This window comes from Roseibium sp. MB-4, assembly GCF_053005265.1.
Genome location: NZ_JBRKQB010000001.1, coordinates 1,306,362 through 1,325,063 on the forward strand (window position 1 = coordinate 1,306,362; position 18,702 = coordinate 1,325,063).

Consider the following 18,702-nt stretch of genomic DNA (forward strand, 5'->3'; position numbering starts at 1 on the left):
GTTCGACGCCCCCAGAGACCGGAATCGCGCCAAGGAATCGCTTCCCACCTCAACTCCGGTCGCAGAGCGCCCGTAAATCGTAATTCCAGAGGAAAGCCGCTGACTGCGGTTCCGGTAACTAAGGTTTTTCCGGGCTTTGTATTGCCTCTAGGACGATCGACACCTTGGACGTCTGCCCCTTCCCGTCCAGAATCATGAGGTCGGCAAAGCCGGAACCGGGCGCGTTCCATAAGAATCGGCGTTCAAATGTGGCCTTGCCCGTCGGTGTTCCGTTTACAAAAAGCCGGAACGGCCGTTGACCGCCGTCAAACTTGACGACCATTGGATGTGCGCCTTCAGAGGAGGCCCTGCCAATCTGCAGTCTTGCACCATCCGGCGGGAAGGTGATTCCCAAACGGCTGGCAGTCCTGGTCATCTTTGGACGGGATTTGACACGGGCATACCGCAGCGGTTCGGGAAGTGGCCGCTTCGCGGCGTGAGCGATGTCTTCCGGCGGCTTGGGCAAAGGTTCCCGCCCCGCGGCCAAAGACTGATAAGCTTCATGGAGGATTGGCACCGCTGACGACGCACCGGTTTGGCCCGGGACTGGCGACCCATCGGCCCGGCCTGTCCAGATGCCGACCACATAGCGGCCGTCATATCCAACAGCCCAGGCATCGCGATAGCCATAGGACGTGCCGGTTTTGTAGGCGATGGCCCCTTTTGCTGGATTGAGAGGCTGCGGCAAGCCGGACAGACTGTCAGTGACTTGATACGCCGACTTCTCGTTCAGAACCGGCATGGCCTGCCGCGCAGCTCCCGAATCAGACTTGCATGGGTATCGACAGGATCGCAGCTCAACCGGATCTCCGCGCCGTGCGAGAGCGGCATAGGTCTGGGTGAGGTCGCGGAGCGACAATCCGATTCCCCCAAGACCAATGGCAAGCCCCGGCGCACTGCCTGGTTCCAGCTGCGGCTGAACGCCCGCCCGTCTCAACCGGGCAAGAAGTTTGGTCGGACCAACTGATTCCAAGAGCTGGACAGCAGGTGTGTTCAAGGAGAGTTGCAGGGCCTCATCCAAAGTGACCGTTCCCTGATAGCCCCGATCAAAATTGGTAGGACGATAACCGGCGATGTTGGTTGGCCTGTCGACAATCAGGCTGTCCGGCTGGCCAATCCCCTCTTCAAAGGCGAGCCCATATATAAAGGGTTTCAAGGCAGACCCGGGTGACCGGCTTGCCCGGGTCATGTCCACGTGCCCTTCCCGGCTTTCATCCAGAAGGTCGGGTGCGCCAACGCTTGCCAGGATCTCGCCGGACTTATGATCCGCAACCACCATCGCGATCGACAGCGGTGCAGGCATGACCGCCGCCCGCCGGCGAGCGAGATCTTCCAGGGCCTGTTGCAAGTCCCTTTCCAGTGTCAGACGCAGAACCGGCTCGGAAGGATAGGCGGCCCTTGCCTCCCGGGTCTCATGGGCTGCGAGCAGCGGCATTGGATGCCGCTCGGCCCGAAGTGGTTCGTTGGCTGCGGATCTAGCTTCCTCTTCACCCAGCACACCTTCCCGGACTGCACGCGCTAGAACACGGTTGCGGGCCTTCAGTGCATTTTTGGGATGCCTGTCGGGGCGCCGGTTCTCTGGGCTTTGCGGCAAGGCCACAAGAAGGGCCGCTTCGGCCGGGGTCAAACGCCGCGGTTCCTTGCCGAACCATGTGAGGCTTGCCGCCCGGACCCCTTCCAGATTGCCGCCAAAGGGTGCGCGCAAGGCATAAAGATGCAGGATCTCGTCCTTGGTTGCCACCTGCTCCAGCTGAACAGCTTTCAGGATCTGCTGATACTTTCGTTTCAGCGACTTGGTCGGCGTCTCGTCCAGAAGCCGTGCAACCTGCATTGTCAGTGTCGAGCCACCGGAGACAAGCTGGCCGCTGGCAATTGCCTGCAAAGCGGCGCGGCCCAGCGCCAAAACATCAACACCGCCATGCTGGCGGAACCTATTGTCCTCATAGGCGAGCAGCAGTTCGAAATAGATCGGATCAATTTCGTTGAGATCGACGGGCAAGCGCCATTTGGAATCAGTGCTCGTGAAAGCCCGCAGTAAGCGATCTTCACGATCAAGAACAACGGTTGACACAGACAGGTCGGAGACCTTCGGCAAAGGCGGCAGTTGCCGATAGTCTGCAAAAACGGTCCAGGCAGCGGTGCCGAGTGCCAGAAGACCACCAGCGCCAGCAATGAGCCCCCATCGTTTCAGTGACCGTCGTTTCATCCGCTCACGCACCGTACAGCGTTTCTACCTGGTCGGTCCAAGCACCACGAAACGGGCGGTTTCCGTGATGGCCCGCCGGTCCGGCCGGTACATGTCTTCAACCGAAGCCGGTGGATGCGTGAACGTCCCCGGTGTCGCCGCGCGCGCGAGATACGCAAAGGTCAGCTCCCGGTTGCCCCAATTGCTTTCATCGACCGAGACTTCGAACCGGTCGGAATAGAACGCGCTGTAATCCGGTTGGTCGATCGTTGAAAGGAATGACAAGCCGCCGAGATCACCGGAACGCACCAGACGCGGATTGTCGATTGAAAGCCCTGCGGGCAAACGGTCGACGACCATCAACCTGCCCGGCTGATCAGAGAGCGGCCGTACGGTCAGGACAACGGCGATCCGGGTATTCACGGGCACCGCGGACGGGTCAATGACATTGCCATCGAGGTCATAGAGTGTCCGTTCGACGGCATAATCCTTGCCGCCAGCCGGTTCCGGGCTAAGCGGCTGACCGGCAATCGACATCAGCACTTCAGTTGGCTTTTCGCCGGCATTGCGGACATCCACCTGGCCGGACTTCAACTCGTCAAAGCCAAGTGTCCAGGCAAGCCGGCCCGGTGTTTCCACACCATCCACAGACAGGCGGGCCTCTTCCGCCGACTCGTTCAGCGCATTCGCTGCGAGCAGCAACCACGCCATATCCTGTGTTGACCGGCTCCGGGCGCTGCTGTCCACCGATGTCAGTTCTGAAACCGCGCGGGTGTTCAACTGCTCACTGACAGAAGCCGTCACCACATAATCAGTGACACCAGCCGCATCGCGAAGCTTTGATCCAAAGTCTTCCCGGTAAGTGCTGGATGCTGTCCGATCCAATGCATCAAGAGCGGCCCCAAATCCAGTGGCGGCCCGTTCGTCTTCACCGTAGAGCGCAAGACCGGCCGCAAGCTGCGCCTTGGCGAGCGGTGTCGCAAAGTTCTGCAGTTTGGCGTCCAGATAGTATCTAAGATCCCCCATGGAGGCCCGGCCATTGCGCGCCAGGACATAAAGCGCATAGGCAATGTCCTCACCACCACTTTCAAAGTCCGACGCGTAGGCAAGCCTGTTTTCCAGATTGTCGAGCGCGGACGTGAAGGCGAGATCTGGAACCAGGTAGCCCTTTTCCCGCGCCCGGGTCAGGAAGTCGGCAACATAAGCATCAAGCCAGGTTCCACCACTGCCATAGCTGCTCCAGAGCCCGAAGGATCCGCCAGAGGACTGATTGGCAAGAACGGCGGCAATCGCCTTGACCACCCGTTCACGAATTTCATCGTCTCCGCCAAGGCCGGCTGCTTCGGCAACGTCGCTCAAGTATAGCAGCGGCAACGCCCGGCTGGTGGTCTGCTCGGTACAGCCATACGGATACCGATCCAGTGCTGCCAGAAGGCCAGCGACATCTATGCGTGCCGCCCCACCGGCTGTCAGCGTGACCTTCACACTGTCTCCGCGCAGATCGTCAAAGCTGGCGGCGTCTACCTCAAGCTTGTTCCCCGGCGCCAAATCGAACGCGTAACTGCGCAGAACTTCAGGCTGGGTGTCCTTGATATCGAGATTGATCCGCTTGACGACGGTTTGGGCGTCGGGCCCGGTCAGGGAGGCAACGATTTCGGCGCTTCCCAGTGCGTCGCCGGCCGCCATCGGCAGAATGACTTGTGCTTTCTTGCCCGTCTCCAGATCGAGAACTCTGGGCTCGCTCGTACCGTCTCCGAGGCTCAACCCGTTGCTTGCAGTCAGCTCCAGATCGTAGGCACCTGACGGGGCATCGACCGGGTCGATTTCCAGAACCAGCCGGGATGTATCGCCCGGGGCAAGAAAGGCCGGTGTGCTCGCCGTCATAACGACCGGCGCCCTCACCTCGATCTCTTGTTCCCCATGACCGACACCGGATTTGCTCCAGGCCACGGTGATCACGCGCAAGGCACCGTTAAAGTCAGGCAAATCAAACGAGACGAGTGCCTCGCCATTGTCATCAACTTTCACAGGGCCTGAGAACAACGCCACAGGTTCATCATCCGGCGGCGGCGCATCCAAACGCATCCCCATACCGTCTCCGCCGGAGCGAACCTTGCCCCGTGCGCCAGACATTCGGTCAATGAGCTGTCCGTAAAGATCGCGGATATCGCTTCCGAGGCGCCGCTGACCGAAATACCATTTTTCAGGGGCCGGCGTTTCATAGGCTGTCAGGTTGAGTATTCCGACGTCCACCGCAGCAACCGTGATGTAAGCCTCTTCACCTGCGGCCAGATTGGCAAGTTGGACCGGAACATCCAGCCGGGTTTGTGGCCGGATCATCGACGGCAGATCCATCGCAACTATAAGATCCCGATTACCGGGGTCGACCTGCAGCCAGGAGAGCCCCATGGCGCGCGACGGCATCTGGGCTTGATCGACGTCCATCGGCCGGTAGAGGCTGGCCGTGATGTAGGCCCCTGCCCCCCAGGCCGCGTCCACCGGAATGTCGACCTCCGTCTCTTCTCCGGAGACGTCTATTGTTTGGGTGGAGAGAAGGCCGCCAGACACCACGTTGATCACGGCTGTACCCGCCATTTGCGGTTTCAAGCGAAGTTTTGCAATTTCACCTGGCCGGTAATTTTCCTTGTCGAGCCCGACATCGAGATAGTCCGGCGTGTCGGATGTCGCATTGGCGGTGTACCAGCCCGCCTGAAAGGCCACCCGTGTTGCGGTCTGCAGCGTGCCGCTGCCTTCAATGTCCAGACGGTACTCGCCCCATTCAACAGGGAGCGACAGGCTGGCCGGTTGGGAGTCCGACACATCCAGGGTTCCTGTCGAGATCCGGCGGGTCGAGGTGATCGGCTCGTACGACCAACGGCCATCCAGCCGGTACCATTGGTAGCGCCGGTCGACCTTGGACAGCGTCCAGCTCAAGCTGTTTGCCGCGATCCGCTCGCCGGTTTCGCCAATCACAATTACTGTAAAGTCGGCAGGACCACCCTCATCGACACCGCCGTCGAAGGCGGGCCGGATCCCGATGCGCGGCCCGTCGAGGCTGACTGGCAGATCCAGCGTCCGCTCAACATAACGTCCCCCGGTTTCCACAAGACGGGCGACAATCTCGGCGTCATAAAGACCCGTTGTCTCCGGCAGCTCCGGCAAATCGGCAGCGAAGGTCAACGCGCCTTGATCATCTGTTCGAAGCCCGGACGGCAAGCGCGTGCGCTCAGAATAAGCGTCCGAGTCTTCAATGCCAAAACGGTATCCCGGATATGCCTCCATCGTGCGCACCGGGCGCGCGATCACGTCACCTTCCAGCGATTGGCCACTGGCGGGCGATCCGTAAAGAAACTTCGCCGACAATGAGACATCGATCGACGCAGTTAGGCTGAAGGTTTCGGAGGCCGTTTCCAGGGTGAAATCGACCCTCTCCGGCTGATAGTCCTCGACAAGGAAGGTCTTGTCCGCCAGCGCCTCGCCGTCCGGATCAAGCAGGACCTGCCAGGACCAAATGCCTTGCTGCGCCGTCGAGCTCAAATCAATGTCCTGAACATATCCGCCGAGACCGCCATCCTGCAGTGTGTACCGCGCATGTTCGACCCCGTCCGGGCGCCGGACAATGAATGTCAGCGGCAAACCGGTCTGTGCTTCGGCCTTCGCTGTTCGGAGCAAGGCCTGCGCATGAACGGTCTCACCAGCCTTGTAGATGCCACGATCAGACCAGGCGAAGACGTCCAAGGGACCGGGTGCCGGGCGTCCGTCGACGCCGCGGTCTGACAGATCAAAGGCGGGTTTGCGCAAATCCAGGAAGCCGTAATCGCCCTCTGCCGTTTCTGCGACCAGAATGCCCGGCGCACTGCCCCCGCGCCCGAGGGTCAGACCTGCGGCGAACCTGGCAAACCCGTCTGCATCGGTTTCACTCGTTCCGAGGATCTCGTTGTTGACAGCTATCAGCCGGACACTGACGCCTGTCAGCGCCTCAGCGCTGGACAGGGACCGGACATTCGCCGCAATTCCATCCGTACCGGACATGGCGGTAAGCCCAAGATCAGAAACGAGGAACCACTGTGTTGCGAGCGGGCCCCACTGGTTCTTTACGTCCAGCTTTGACCTTGCGGTCATGGCGTAAATCCCGGGCTTCATCTCAAGCCCGGTTTCGGATAACGGGATGGCTGTCGTGATGTCCTGATTGAGCTCATTGCCGGTCTCGACGACACCGCTCCAGACCTTTTCCCCGAGATCTTCCTCGATCTGGTCAGCCTGATAGCTGCCCAGTTGGCGCAGGAAGCGGTTGTCTCTCAGGACATCGGCCACTGACCGGTCGCCGATCCGGTAGATGGTTGCTTCAACTTCGATGGTATTGACCGAAACGATCGGGATCGTCGGATCCCCACCTGCGGGAAGCACATAAGAGCGGCCAAGGAAGTTGACCGACGGGCTGCGGTCCCGGACGTAAATCGAGAGATCTGAAGACTTTTCGAGCACTTCTCCGTCAGCTGCCGGCAGGCCGCTACGCGCAGTCAGTTGATAGCGCGCGCCGTGGCGCACACCTTCGGCGCAAACCTGAGATCCATCGGTTTCAATCGACACGGTGCCGTCGCCCCGGACAGAAACATAAGGGCTCAGATCTTCCCCGACCGGCAGCTTCTGCGAAAACACCAGACAGATCCGCGGCGTGGCACTGTCCGAATCGACCTGATGATCGACGATCCGGAAGCCATGCTCCGCCATCAGTTTGTCGTAGCGCCGGCGCACGGAGCCCCGTTCTTCGAATGCAAGCGAGGCGCGAAGAGACTTAATGGCTGCTTTGTAGTCTTGTCGAAGGGAAAGACCGCGACCCAGATATTCGAGCGCAAAGGCCTTTTCCTCAGGCGTTCCAGCCCGCAAATAGGCGTTGACCGCGGCCGAAACGAGGTTCTTGCGTTTCGTTTCCCGCTCCTGCCAATCGTTTGGGTCTTGCAGAATGAGCGCTGTCGACAGTTGAACCCACGGATCAAACCGCGCTGGGTCCAATGCGATCAGCTGGAGGAAATCGGCCTCTGCCAGAGCGTTGTTGTTGTTGGCAAGCGCGTTTGAACCATTGCGGCGGATTTCATCTGCATCGGTGCTGTTTGGCCGGACCGTCTCTTCGATCCGCTGCAAATAGGTTTCTGCTGCTTCCAAAGTGTCACGGCTTAGAAAATCAAGCTCAGCCTTTCTTTCACCGGTGGTCGCAAAGATCGATCTCTGGACCTCGACCACGCGCCCGGCAACCGCACCGGCAAAACTCTGCATCTGCCCGGCGGAGGATTTAAGAAAACACCACCCGGCACTGGTGTTGTAGGTAAAGGCTTGGCACTGGTTGTCGCTCAGACACGCCGTCTTGCAACCTTCAAGATCCACATCCTTGACCGTCTGATAATCGCCGCCGAAGAAATCCGCCCCCTCAATGGTGACGATCCGCCGATCCTGGGCGTGGGCGGTTTCGGTGAATGCACCAATTGCCGCTCCGCTCGTCAGGATTGCCCCTGCGATTAACAAAGAGAATCTGAAATCAGATCTATCCGATTGATTTTGCGAAGAATTATTCAAAAAACGCCACATGGCCAGTCCTCCCGGGCCGAATAACTTCAGCTATGAAGGCACCGGAAGATGACGAGGACAAGGCAATTTTTCTGAAACGCAAACCTTGCGGCAGCATCAGCCGACGCGGGCGACCAACTCTTCAATCAGTTGGTTGACTTCCTGAGCGGCTTTGCTGGACGGCGCGTTTTCAGTCACGGACGCTCCCCGGCCCATGGCAGACGCAAACACGGTGCGGTTTCCAAGTCGTGCGCCCAAAGTGTCATAGCCGGATGCGGCAATTGCATCGGCCATTTCGCCGGTCAAGGAAGCTCGAGGCGGCACCCGGTTCATGACAAGAAGTGCCGGGGTATCTTCCCGGGCTGCCAGATCGATGGTCTGGGATGTCGCCCACAGGTCGACCGGCGTTGGCTGGATTGGCACGATCACAAAGTCGGCGGCATCAATTGCGGGCTTGGCATCCGTATCGGTTTTCGGTGGTGTGTCGATGATCACGTACCCATGCGACCGGGCCAGAGACCGGGCTTCCCGCCGAGCACCCCACCCGGAGGCGGTGCGAAATTCCAATCCGGTTTCATCTTCGCCGAGCGTTTCTTCGCGGGCCTCATACCAAGTGCCCAACGAGCCCTGTGGATCCACGTCGAGAACAGCCACCGGTTCTCCGGATTTCGCCGCAAGTGCAACAGCAAGATGGGCCGCCAGAGTTGTCTTTCCGGACCCGCCTTTTTGCTGAGCAACTGTAAGAATTCGTCCGGACATCAACACCTCCTTGTTTCACCGCCATATTGCGCTGCACTGTTTCGCATTGCAACACGTAGAAAACCGTGTTTCGTTAACCGTTAGATCATTGGTACCAGTGATAATTATAACTAGTAGTTGTGAAACTTGCCGGAGACTGAACCTGACAAGTCTGCAAGCCAGGACATGGGCGCTGCGCTGGAGAAACCCGGCACTTTGCAGGGCTTTATTGAACAGAGCCATCGATACCCGAACGGTGCCAGTCTTGGACGGGCGGCCTCTGGCGTTCAATCTGTCCTGGCTGGAACGCTGGCGTGGAAACTTCAAAGCCGCAGGCGAATTGGCGGACGTGGCACTCCGGTCAATGTCCAAACAGTCTGACCCGGAAGGATGGGCAGAGCTTCTCGTGGTCAAGGCCGTTTGTGCCTACAGCCTCGGCGACCACAAGCTTGCAGACGAGTTCCTTAAAGACGGCTTTGAAACCCTTGGTTCGCATGCGGAAAGCGGTGCCGGTATTGAGGTTCTGACGATCCTTGCAACCCTACGCCAGTACTCGGAAAACTATGACGAAGCCTTGACGCACCTTCGGGATGCCTTGCAGATCGCAGAGGACGCCGGTCTTTATTTTGAACCCGGTCGCGTGTTGCACAATCTTTGCCGTGTCAATTGCCTTGCCGGGAACATTGATGCTGCACTCGATGCAGGTCGGCAGAGTGTTGAACAGAACCGCTCGCGGCGGAACGCAATCATGCTGCCCTATGCCGAGGAAGTTTATGCCGGCGCGCTTGTTGCCAGCAGAGACTATGAAAAGGCCCGCGAAGAAGCTGAGAGAGGTCTGGCAGCGGCTGTTTTCAGCGATGATCCGCGGGTCACTTGCCAGCTGCATTTTGCAATCGGTTCAAGCTACTTGAAAGAGAAACGACCGGCGGACGCGCTGAAAGTCTTCGAACAGGGCCTTACAGAAGCGACCGCGTTCGATTATCACCTCTGGATCCGGAACTTTCACCTGCACCTCTCCCAGACCCACGAAGCCATGGGCACGTACCAGCAGGCGCTCGCACATCTCAAAGTCTATGCCGAGATGCAGGCGACCCAGTTCAAGGTTGAAGCACACCGGCAAAGCTATGAACTGCGCAGCCAACTGGAGTACCAGCTCGCCCGCCGCAGCGCGGAGTACGAACGCGAGCTTCGCGATCAAAGCGTCCGGCTGAATACAGAATTGGTCCAGGCCAATGAGACGCTGCAGATGTTGAACCGGCGTATTGAACACAACGCACTGCACGATGCGCTGACCGGCATCGGAAACAGGCGCATGATGACCCAGTATTTCGGCCGGGCGGAACAGTCCGATAACAGCGCTAAAGAAATTGCGGCCCTTCTTATCGACCTTGACGGCTTCAAATCCATCAATGACCGGTTTGGTCACGCAACAGGCGATGAAGTCATCAAGGTCATCAGTGAACGCTTGGGAACGCTCCTACTTGACCAGGAACTCCTAGTGCGCATGGGCGGCGACGAGTTTCTGGTGGCCTCAACGATAAGAACGGATCAGGGCGAGCTGACAAAGCTCGCGCAAGATATCCTTGACCGGATCAACCAGCCGATAGATTTGCCCGGCGATCAAGAGGCGGTCGGTGCGAGTATCGGGATTTCAGTTACCAGAATCCGGCCCAATCTGGAACGCAGCCTTCTTCAGGCAGCGGACGAGGCGATGTATGCCGCCAAACGCTCTGGCCGCAATCAGGCGTTCATGGAACCGCTTCCCGCAAAAACCGGCTAATAAGGTCAGCCTGATTTCTTTTACCGCCCGCCGAGTGCGTAATAGACGTTCCAGGAGGGACGGCCGGTGACGGGCATGCCATACTTCGCTTCCGCAGCCCGAATGCCCTTCCGCGTCATCGGGCCAACCTTGCCGTCGGGCTCACCAACATTGAAGCCGTTCCTGTTCAAAAGCTTTTGCAGCTCCAAACGCTGCGCTCTGGAAAGACCCGGGTTGTCTGTCGGCCAAGGCGTCATGATCGGATCGCCGCCGGAAACAAGCTCAGACAGCACCGCGATTGCGAGACCATAAGACGTTGACGCGTTGTAAGACCGGAGCGCCTTGAAATTACGCGTTACGAGAAAAGCCGGGCCATTCGCACCTGCAGGCCGGATCAACGCCGTGTCTGCCTTGCTTTTGAAGGTGCTGCCATCAAGATTCCTAAGACCGCGCTTGGTCCAGGTGCTCATGGAGGCATAGTTCTTGCGGCCGGACGGGCCGGAATAGCCCTTGGGCACCTTCACCTCAAAACCCCACAAACGGCTTTTGCGCCATCCGGCATTTTTCAGGAAGTTCGCTGTGGATGCCAAGGCATCCGGAACAGAGTTCACAAGGTCCTTGCGCCCGTCTCCGTCAAAATCGACCGCAAGACTGGCAAACGTTGTCGGCATGAACTGGGTTTGACCGAAGGCGCCGGCCCAAGAACCTCGGAAGTCGTCCATCCGGACATCGCCGCGCGAGGCAATCTGAAGCGTTTTCATCAGCTCGCCGCGAAAATACTTCTGTCGGCGTTTGCCGGCACACACCAGATTGGCAAGGGCGTGCGGCGTATAAAAATCACCGCGGAAATTGCCGTAATCGCTCTCAATTCCCCAGACCGCCAAAACGATGTGCTTGTCGACGCCGTAGCGTTTTTCAACTGCGTCCAGTGTCCGGGCGTGCTTTTTCAGGTTGGCTTTTCCGTCCTGGATCCGCTGCGGATCAACGAGGAACGCCATGTAGTCCCAGATTTCGGTCTTGAATTCCGGCTGAGCCGTTGAAAAGCGGATGACTTTCTCGTCGTATTTCGCGCCCGATAGCATCTTCTGGGCAACTTCCGGCCGGACGCCTGCCGAAATCGCCTGCTGTTTCAGCGATGCAACGCAGCTTTCAATGGCCAAGGCAGGCGTTACAAGGGTGGCCGCTCCCAAAACCGCCAACATCATGACCGAAGAGAAAACACCTGAAGATCTTCGCCGCATACCCAGTCCCGCCAGCTTTTGAATCACCTTGCGGAAACGCTGCCACGGGACCGCGACCGAAATGCGGCAGGAAGATGAACTTGGCCGTTATCAAAGGAAATCAGACTAACAGGCGCCCTTTCGAGGCCGATAAACCAAAAATCCCGGCTTGGAGCCGGGATTTTGTTTTCTGCCCTGTAGGTCCCGGCTCAAGGCCGGGACTGCGGAGAACCATTATTTGCCTTCGATCAGCTTACGGCGCAGCCAGCTGGAGGTCTGATCCATCAAGATCACGACAACAATGGTCAGAATGATGATGTAGCTGGTGTTCTCCCAGTCGCGGGAGGTTTTCATGGTTTCCACCAGCATCAAGCCAATACCGCCGGCCCCAAGCGCGCCGATAACCGTCGCCGAACGGGTGTTCGATTCCAGGAAGTAGAGCACCTGGGAAACAAACACCGGCAAGATCTGCGGAATAACACCGAACCGGTACCGCTGGATCTGATTTGCGCCGGTGGCACGCACGCCTTCGACCTGTTTGTTGTCAATGTTTTCCAAAGCTTCGGAGAAGAGCTTACCGAGCGTTCCCGTATCCGTGAAGGCAATCGCCAGCGCACCAGTCAACGGTCCAAGACCGAAGGCACGGATGAAGATCAGCGACCAGATAAGCATGTCGATGCCACGCAGGAAGTCGAAGAGACGGCGGACCCCGAACCTCAGGAACATCGAGGGCGTGAAGTTCCGGGCCGCGAGAAACGCGAGCGGCAGACCGAACAAGGCAGCTGTGATTGTTCCAAGCACTGCCATCATGATCGTCTCGAACAGAGCTACGAAAATCTCACCGTGTTGCCAGTCCGGGTTCTCTAGGAAGTCGTGAACCATGTACCAGAGATTTGAGTAGTCCGGGTTTAGCCGATCCGCGCTCAAGGCAAGCGCATAAAGCTGGCTGAACGACTTGCCGTAGAACTCCGAGTCGAACGGGAACCAGAAGTTTTCCCAACCGCCGAAGTAGTTGTGCACCTCGATCTTTGTCCGGGTGACCTGGACCCGGCGATCAAGGGTCGGACGGGCGTCGAGTTTCTTCGGATTGGTCAAAAGCCACTCCGGAACTTCACCTGCCGGCAATTCGATATCGACACCATCGCTGGTTGCCTGACCGATGATGGTTCCGTAGCCTGGAACTGTGAACGACATCCGGTTGCCGATGATCTCGACAAGATACCCTTCACCGAGGTCGACGAATGCATCCTTGCCGTCGACTTCGACCCAGTCCGGCAGATCCGCTTCGTCGTAGGTTGCGCGGCGCTCACCTTCGATTGCGACCTCGAGAATGTCGCGGCGAAGCAGCTTGGTGACATGAACTTTATAGGCAACCGAATCTGTTGCCAGAATAACGGCCCGCTCCGGCTGGGCCTTCGCAAGGAGATCCGGCACGCCAAAGGCGAACCATGTGTAGGTGAGATAGGCAAGAATTCCGAGCGGGACGAGGATCGTCAGCCACGCGCGGCGACGCACTTTCGACCAGACATCTTGCGGCGTGACAACCTGTTCGAGGGTATCGGTGGACATGTTCGCTGATCCCTCTTAGTGCGCTCTGCCGGCGCCGACCAGTTTGCCGCGCAGATAAGACGAAGCCTGGTCGATAATCATGATGGTGACGAAGAGGAGTACAAAGATCGCGGCGGTTTCATCGCCTGCGCCCTGCCCCCATCCGATGGTACGCCGCAGCTCCTGGCCGATCCCGCCGGCCCCGACGAAGCCGAGAATCGCGGAAGCCCGCACGTTGATCTCAAGACGCAGCAGGAAGTAGCTCAGGTAGTTCGGCGCCACTTGCGGCATCACTGCATACCGGATGCGCTGCAGCCAGTTGGCACCGCAGGCAGACAAGCCTTCGATCGGCTTGCGGTCGATGTTCTCGTTGACTTCGGAGAACAGTTTGCCCAGCGCACCGGCCGTATGAAACGCGACGGCGATCATGGCGGGAACCGGGCTGGAGCCCAGGACGAAGATCAGGAACAACGCAATGATCAGTTCCGGAAAGGCGCGCATAATATCCATCATGCGGCGGACGACCGGGATCAAGGGGCCCCAGCTGTCGACGTTGCGCGTGGAGGCCATGGCCAGGACGACGGCCATGGCAGCCCCCAGAAGCGTCGCAACGGCCGCGATGTTCAAGGTTTCCAGCATGGCTGGGAGATATTGGATGATCAGACCGAAAAACGCTGGCCCGGCTTCCCAGGCCTCAAGCACGATCTCGCCTGGATAATCGAAAAACTTGCTCAGGCCCTGCAGAAAACCGCCGGAGTTCATGTCGTTGGATTTCGAGTATCCCGAAACCATAACGGCAACGACCAACAAAAGTCCGATCAGCGAATAGAGCTGACGGCGTTTGCGTAAGGAGAGGATTTCCTCTTCCATTGCAGCGACGGCCATCTTCAATGTCCTTTAAACGTCACGCATAAAAAACGCGGGCCGGAAACCGGCCCGCGCGCTATTCAAGAACGCTTAGTTCTTGCTCTTTGCCTTACGAGCTTCAACGATGTTGACGTAAGCTTCGTGAGTGATCGGCATGAAACCTTTGGTCTCACCGGCAGCAACGCCGTATGCGCACTCGGGGTCCAGAGAGTTCAGGGACGCCATCAGAGCGGTCATTTTGATTTTGACGTCTTCCGGAAGCTTCTTGGAAAGAACGATCGGACCTTCCGGGATCACCGGCGAACGCCAGATTTCACGCAGTTCGGTCATGTCGACCAGGCCAGCATCGGACGCCTTACGCAGAGCGCCGGAGTTGTAGCCGTCTTCCCACTCACCAAGACCATCGGCCCAAGTTACACCAGCGTCGATGTCGCCGTTGGAAACAGCAACGATGGTCTGCTCGTGACCGCCGGTGAACTTAACGTCGCCGAAATAGTCGCCCGGCTCCATGGAGTAGCCTTCCTGCGGGATGGCGATGGACGGGATCAGGTAACCGGACGTGGAGTTCGGGTCACCAAAGCCGAAAACCTTGCCCTTCATGTCGGCGAGCGAGTTGATTTCGCTGTCGTTGCGGGCAAAACCGATGGAGTAGTAGCCGTAGCCGCCATCAACGTTGACCTTAACCAGAACCGGGTCAACAGCTTCCGGATCGGTCAGGTAGACTTTTGCGTAGCCGGACGCGCCAAGCCAAGCCATGTCGAGGTTGCCGCCGAGCAGGCCTTCGATCACGCCGTTGTAGTCAGCCGGTGCGAAAAGCTTGACCGGAACACCGAGCAGGTCAGCGGTCTTTTCTTCAAGGCAGGTGTAAGCGCGCAGACGATCGGAAGCGTTTTCGCCGCCGAGGATGCCAATGCGGAATTCGGAGATTTCTTCAGCAACGGCAGCGGTTGCGTTCAGAGCGATCATGCTGACTGCAGCCAGCGCAGCAACTTTGGAAACCAGTTTCATTTGGGACACTCCCCCGAGGGTTCACAATTGATGACGATGATTTGGGAGCAGACGGTCAGCCCGCTGCTGCCGCCGGGGTCATCACACCGGCGGATTCTTGAGAGCCGGATTTACCGGCATCGATGGCGGTTGATGTTGCCGCTTCGTTGAAGCTTTCATCGGCGCCATAAATCTCGCGCGCCACATCTGTGGTCAGGGCGTCTGGCGCACCATCAAAAACGATGAAGCCGTCGCGCATACCGATCACGCGGTCGCAGTACGTGCGTGCGGTGTCGAGCGTGTGCAGATTGCAGATGACGATCTTGTTGTCGCGTTCGTGGATTTCCCGAAGGGCGTCCATGACGATCTTTGCATTCATCGGATCAAGAGAAGCGATCGGCTCGTCGGCCAGGATCATGTGCGGATCCTGCATCAGCGCTCGTGCAATCGCCACGCGCTGCTGCTGCCCCCCGGAAAGCTCTTCAGCCCGTTTGGGTGCTTCCTGGGCAATGCCAAGCCGATCCAGCGCGGCAAGTGCAGTCTTCACGTCGTCTTGGTCGAAGATGTTAAAGAGGCTCTTGAGCGTGCCATGGCCATTCAGACGGCCGAGCATCACATTGGTCACCACATCCAAGCGCGGCACAAGATTGAACTGCTGGAACACCATGGCGCAGTCGCGCTGCCAACGGCGCATCATGCCGCCTTTAAGGCTCAGAATGTCGCGGTCATTGAAGAGGATCTGACCGGAGGTCGCCGGCGTCAGCCGGTTGATCATGCGCAGCAAGGTCGATTTGCCTGCACCGGAGCGGCCGATAATGCCGACCATCTGCGGTTTGTCGATGTTGAAAGATACCTTGTTCACCGCAGTCCGGGACCCAAAGGTCTTGGTGACGTCCTGAAATTGAATCACGCGGCAGCCCTGTCCGTGTTTGTTCGTATTTGCTGCGCGACAAGAGCCATTCGAGCGTAACAACGCGATGACAGCTATTTATCAGTCCCTTGAAGAAACGATGACATTTCAATGACAAGGGCCTACCGGGACACACACAGCGCCCGGACAAGGCTTTATTTTCCTGCTTCCTCAGAGGGTTCTGCAAGGCTCGGCAAATCATGGTTGCAAGAGCAAAACAAAGCCCGAGAAGCGTGTTTCCGCGCTGAAATATTAGTCAGGGTGCTTCGAACCGACTGAAACTGAGGAAAAGAGAAAGAGTTCATGGATACGTCATCAAAGCGTCACGCTTCATGATGTGACCAAAGCTATCCATCTGCGCCTGTCACAAACCAATGGAACCGAACATGTCCGCTCCGCACCAAAAGCCCGGCCTGACCGAAGCCCCCAATATTCACCCAGACGCGGTCGTTCAAAACTGTGAGCTCGGAAAGTGGACGGAAGTCGGCGCGCTGACCGAAATGCGCGAAAGCCAGATGGACGATTACTCCTACATCGTTCAGGAGGGGGACGTAGTCTGGTCAACGATTGGCAAGTTCTGTTCGATTGCCCGGCGGGTGCGGCTCAATCCCGGCAATCACGCCACCTGGCGCGCGTCACAACATCACTTCACCTACCGGGCAGCCGCCTATGGGCTGGGTGATGATGACCAGGAGTTCTTTCAATGGCGCAGGGACGATTGGGTCACAATCGGGCACGATGTCTGGATCGGTCATAATGTGACGGTTCTGGCCGGGGTCACAATCGGGACCGGCGCTATCGTTGCCGCAGGCGCGGTCGTGTCGAAAGACGTGCCGCCCTATACGATTGTCGGCGGTGTTCCGGCGAAACCAATCAAACGCCGGTTTACGGAAACCCAGGAAGACGCTCTGATGGCGATCGCCTGGTGGGACTGGAGCCACGATCAGCTGAAGGATCGCTTGCCCGATTTTCGCAACTTGCCGATCGATGGATTCATAGAGAAGTATCGCTGACCTATTATTTTGCCGGAAAATCATTTCTTAACTTGCATTTGATTTCCGTTAGGGAACTCAACTCACTACAAGGCCCGCTTTTCTGCGGCTTTCAGACGAAAGAGATGACTTTCCCCACAAGTCACAATGGTTAACAGGGGCGATTCGACAGCGGCAAGTTCCTATGGTGAACTTCAATCAACAGCACGGCAGAGACCTGTTTCGGACCGCCAACCAAAGCATACGGTTTTTGTCACCGCTGTCTGGGCACAGTCCCAAGGGGCCGCTTGCGGCTCTCGCGGACCGGCTGTGAGGCACCCAGTTTGCGCTTGATGCGGAGCGCTCCGCAGCCAGCGCCCCGGCTCTCCGGTGAGCAGCGGGTTATCTGCAATATCGGTGCAGGCTTCAAATCTCTTCGGGGATGAGGGGTCGGCAGGCACCAGATGTCTTCGGAGATCTGATGTCGAGTTGAGATCAAGACGGACTATCGATCCCGCTTCGGCAGGTTTCCGGGTCCGATAACCTTGACCTGAACAGGGGGGTGTTGGTGAAAGCCGACACCCTTTCTGTTTTCTGGTACAGTCACCCCAATATGAGCTTGGACATCATCCCAAATCCGCGAAACCTCGGCCCGTCCCTTCGCCGCTGGCGGGTGCTTAATCGCGTAAAACAGCAGGCGCTGGCCGATGAGCTCCGGGTGTCGCAATCCAAAATCTCACGCTGGGAGAGCGGTGCTTCGGAGCCTGACGGACTTGACCGCTCCAAAGTGGAACGGCTGTTGCTTGCGCGACCCAACAGTGCAGCGGACCGGGCCTTGGTGGGGCTTGTGAGCAGCAACAGCGCGCCGGTTCATCTGGTATGCGATCTCAGCCACCGGCTGCTTGCCGTCTCCCCGGCCCGTGCACAGGACTGGCATTCGGGTGTTCAAGAACTGATGGACCGGCCACTTTGGCCTTATGCGTCGGAAGGGATCCAGACCGCCGAAAAGAGCCTTGGCGACAAGGGTTGGTTCGAACCTCACGCACCGGATATCGTTTTTTCAACAGAGCGCGCTGATTTTCCTGAAATGACGATCCCGGAAAGCTGGATCAGGATCACGCGCCTTGCCCTGTCCGACGGGCGCTTTGCCCGGCTTGTGCGGGACGAACCTGCCCGGCTTGCATAAAATATTCAGCGTGTCGTCAAGCGTTGTTGGCCGGAGTAAACTTCCGCCCATGAACAGCGAAACCGACGGCAACCACGCCCCCGTTATTGACCATGGCCGGCTGACCGGTCTTCTTGCCTTTTTTCAGGCAGCCGAACAGCTCAAGGACACTTTGCGCTCCGGCACCAGCCGGAGCGGACGAGCGGAGAGTACTGCGGAGCACAGCTGGCGGCTGTGTTTGATGGTTCTGCTCTTTGAGAAAGACGTCATTGGTGTCGATATCAAAAAGCTGCTCAAGTTGTGTGTTCTTCATGATCTTGGCGAAGCAATCTCTGGTGATGTTCCGGCCCCGCGCCAATCGGACGGTGACAACCGGCAGGAACGCGAAAGACAGGACTTTCAAGCGCTGTGTGCCGATCTGCCCGATGACGTGGCCGATGATTTCATGGCGCTTTGGGACGAATACGCCGATGCCGTGACACCGGAAGCGCAACTTGCCAAAGCGTTCGACAAGCTGGAAACCATGCTGCAGCACCAGCTCATGCCGGGCGCCGATGCCGATTTCCATGCCTTCAATTTGAATTATGGACGAGACCGGACTGACGTCTTTCCCCTAACCCGCCAGATCCGCGAAGGGATCGACGTGCGAACGAAAGAGCTCATAAGAGACCGTCAAAGCGCCCAAAAAGCTTAGACGGCGTAGGTATCAGATCCTTATCTCTTGTCCAGTCATGGCAGATATGCACCGATT

The 18,702-nt window shown here is 58.2% G+C and carries 13 protein-coding genes; 5 read left to right on the forward strand and 8 right to left on the reverse strand.

The window, feature by feature from the left end:
• Nucleotides 1-118: 118 nt before the first annotated feature.
• The 3 genes from pbpC to parA all read right to left on the reverse strand — a co-directional run bounded on the left by pbpC (nucleotide 119) and on the right by parA (nucleotide 8,545).
• A complete protein-coding gene (gene pbpC, locus ACVDG4_RS06095; protein WP_447234377.1) occupies nucleotides 119-2,245 on the reverse strand; it encodes a penicillin-binding protein 1C in 2,127 nt (708 codons plus the stop codon).
• Nucleotides 2,246-2,269: 24 nt separating this feature from the next.
• Nucleotides 2,270-7,744, reverse strand: a complete 5,475-nt coding sequence (locus ACVDG4_RS06100; protein WP_447234378.1) for an alpha-2-macroglobulin family protein — start codon at nucleotides 7,742-7,744, stop codon at nucleotides 2,270-2,272.
• 159 nt (nucleotides 7,745-7,903) lie between these two features.
• The gene (gene parA / locus ACVDG4_RS06105) at nucleotides 7,904-8,545 is read right to left on the reverse strand and encodes a ParA family partition ATPase (RefSeq protein ID WP_447234379.1); all 642 of its coding nucleotides are present in this window, start codon (nucleotides 8,543-8,545) and stop codon (nucleotides 7,904-7,906) included.
• Nucleotides 8,546-8,671: 126 nt separating this feature from the next.
• Here parA and ACVDG4_RS06110 point away from each other — a divergent pair, with 126 nt between their 5' ends.
• Nucleotides 8,672-8,905, forward strand: coding sequence for a hypothetical protein (locus ACVDG4_RS06110; protein WP_447234380.1), 234 nt, complete (start codon nucleotides 8,672-8,674; stop codon nucleotides 8,903-8,905).
• On the forward strand, nucleotides 8,889-10,304 hold the full coding sequence (locus tag ACVDG4_RS06115; RefSeq protein ID WP_447234381.1) for a diguanylate cyclase domain-containing protein: 1,416 nt from the start codon (nucleotides 8,889-8,891) through the stop codon (nucleotides 10,302-10,304). The genes ACVDG4_RS06110 and ACVDG4_RS06115 overlap by 17 nt, the downstream gene beginning before the upstream one ends.
• Nucleotides 10,305-10,324: 20 nt before the next feature.
• Here ACVDG4_RS06115 and ACVDG4_RS06120 read toward each other — a convergent pair whose 3' ends face one another.
• The 5 genes from ACVDG4_RS06120 to phnC form a co-directional block, all read right to left on the reverse strand.
• Nucleotides 10,325-11,524 carry a lytic murein transglycosylase gene (locus ACVDG4_RS06120; protein ID WP_447234382.1) on the reverse strand — a complete coding sequence of 400 codons (1,200 nt, stop codon included), beginning with the start codon at nucleotides 11,522-11,524 and terminating at the stop codon, nucleotides 10,325-10,327.
• Between the two features lie 213 nt (nucleotides 11,525-11,737).
• Entirely contained in the window at nucleotides 11,738-13,072 is a 1,335-nt protein-coding gene (gene phnE / locus ACVDG4_RS06125) for a phosphonate ABC transporter, permease protein PhnE (protein WP_447234383.1), read from the reverse strand.
• A 15-nt stretch (nucleotides 13,073-13,087) separates the two neighbouring features.
• Nucleotides 13,088-13,936 (reverse strand): phosphonate ABC transporter, permease protein PhnE, encoded by an 849-nt coding sequence (gene phnE / locus ACVDG4_RS06130; RefSeq protein ID WP_209173396.1) that lies wholly within the window; start codon nucleotides 13,934-13,936, stop codon nucleotides 13,088-13,090.
• A 72-nt stretch (nucleotides 13,937-14,008) separates the two neighbouring features.
• Nucleotides 14,009-14,926, reverse strand: a complete 918-nt coding sequence (phnD, locus tag ACVDG4_RS06135) for a phosphonate ABC transporter substrate-binding protein (protein ID WP_133950637.1) — start codon at nucleotides 14,924-14,926, stop codon at nucleotides 14,009-14,011.
• Nucleotides 14,927-14,981: 55 nt separating this feature from the next.
• Nucleotides 14,982-15,815: a phosphonate ABC transporter ATP-binding protein gene (gene phnC / locus ACVDG4_RS06140; RefSeq protein WP_209173395.1), complete on the reverse strand. Its 834-nt coding sequence runs from the start codon at nucleotides 15,813-15,815 to the stop codon at nucleotides 14,982-14,984.
• Nucleotides 15,816-16,201: 386 nt separating this feature from the next.
• Between phnC and ACVDG4_RS06145 the strand changes: the two genes are divergently transcribed.
• From ACVDG4_RS06145 to ACVDG4_RS06155, 3 genes are all read left to right on the forward strand, one after another.
• Nucleotides 16,202-16,828, forward strand: coding sequence for a DapH/DapD/GlmU-related protein (locus ACVDG4_RS06145; protein ID WP_447234384.1), 627 nt, complete (start codon nucleotides 16,202-16,204; stop codon nucleotides 16,826-16,828).
• 526 nt (nucleotides 16,829-17,354) lie between these two features.
• The gene (locus tag ACVDG4_RS06150) at nucleotides 17,355-17,972 is read left to right on the forward strand and encodes a helix-turn-helix domain-containing protein (protein ID WP_447234385.1); all 618 of its coding nucleotides are present in this window, start codon (nucleotides 17,355-17,357) and stop codon (nucleotides 17,970-17,972) included.
• A 49-nt stretch (nucleotides 17,973-18,021) separates the two neighbouring features.
• Complete coding sequence (locus ACVDG4_RS06155; protein WP_447234386.1) at nucleotides 18,022-18,645, forward strand: HD domain-containing protein; 624 nt, start codon at nucleotides 18,022-18,024, stop codon at nucleotides 18,643-18,645.
• Nucleotides 18,646-18,702: the final 57 nt, after the last annotated feature.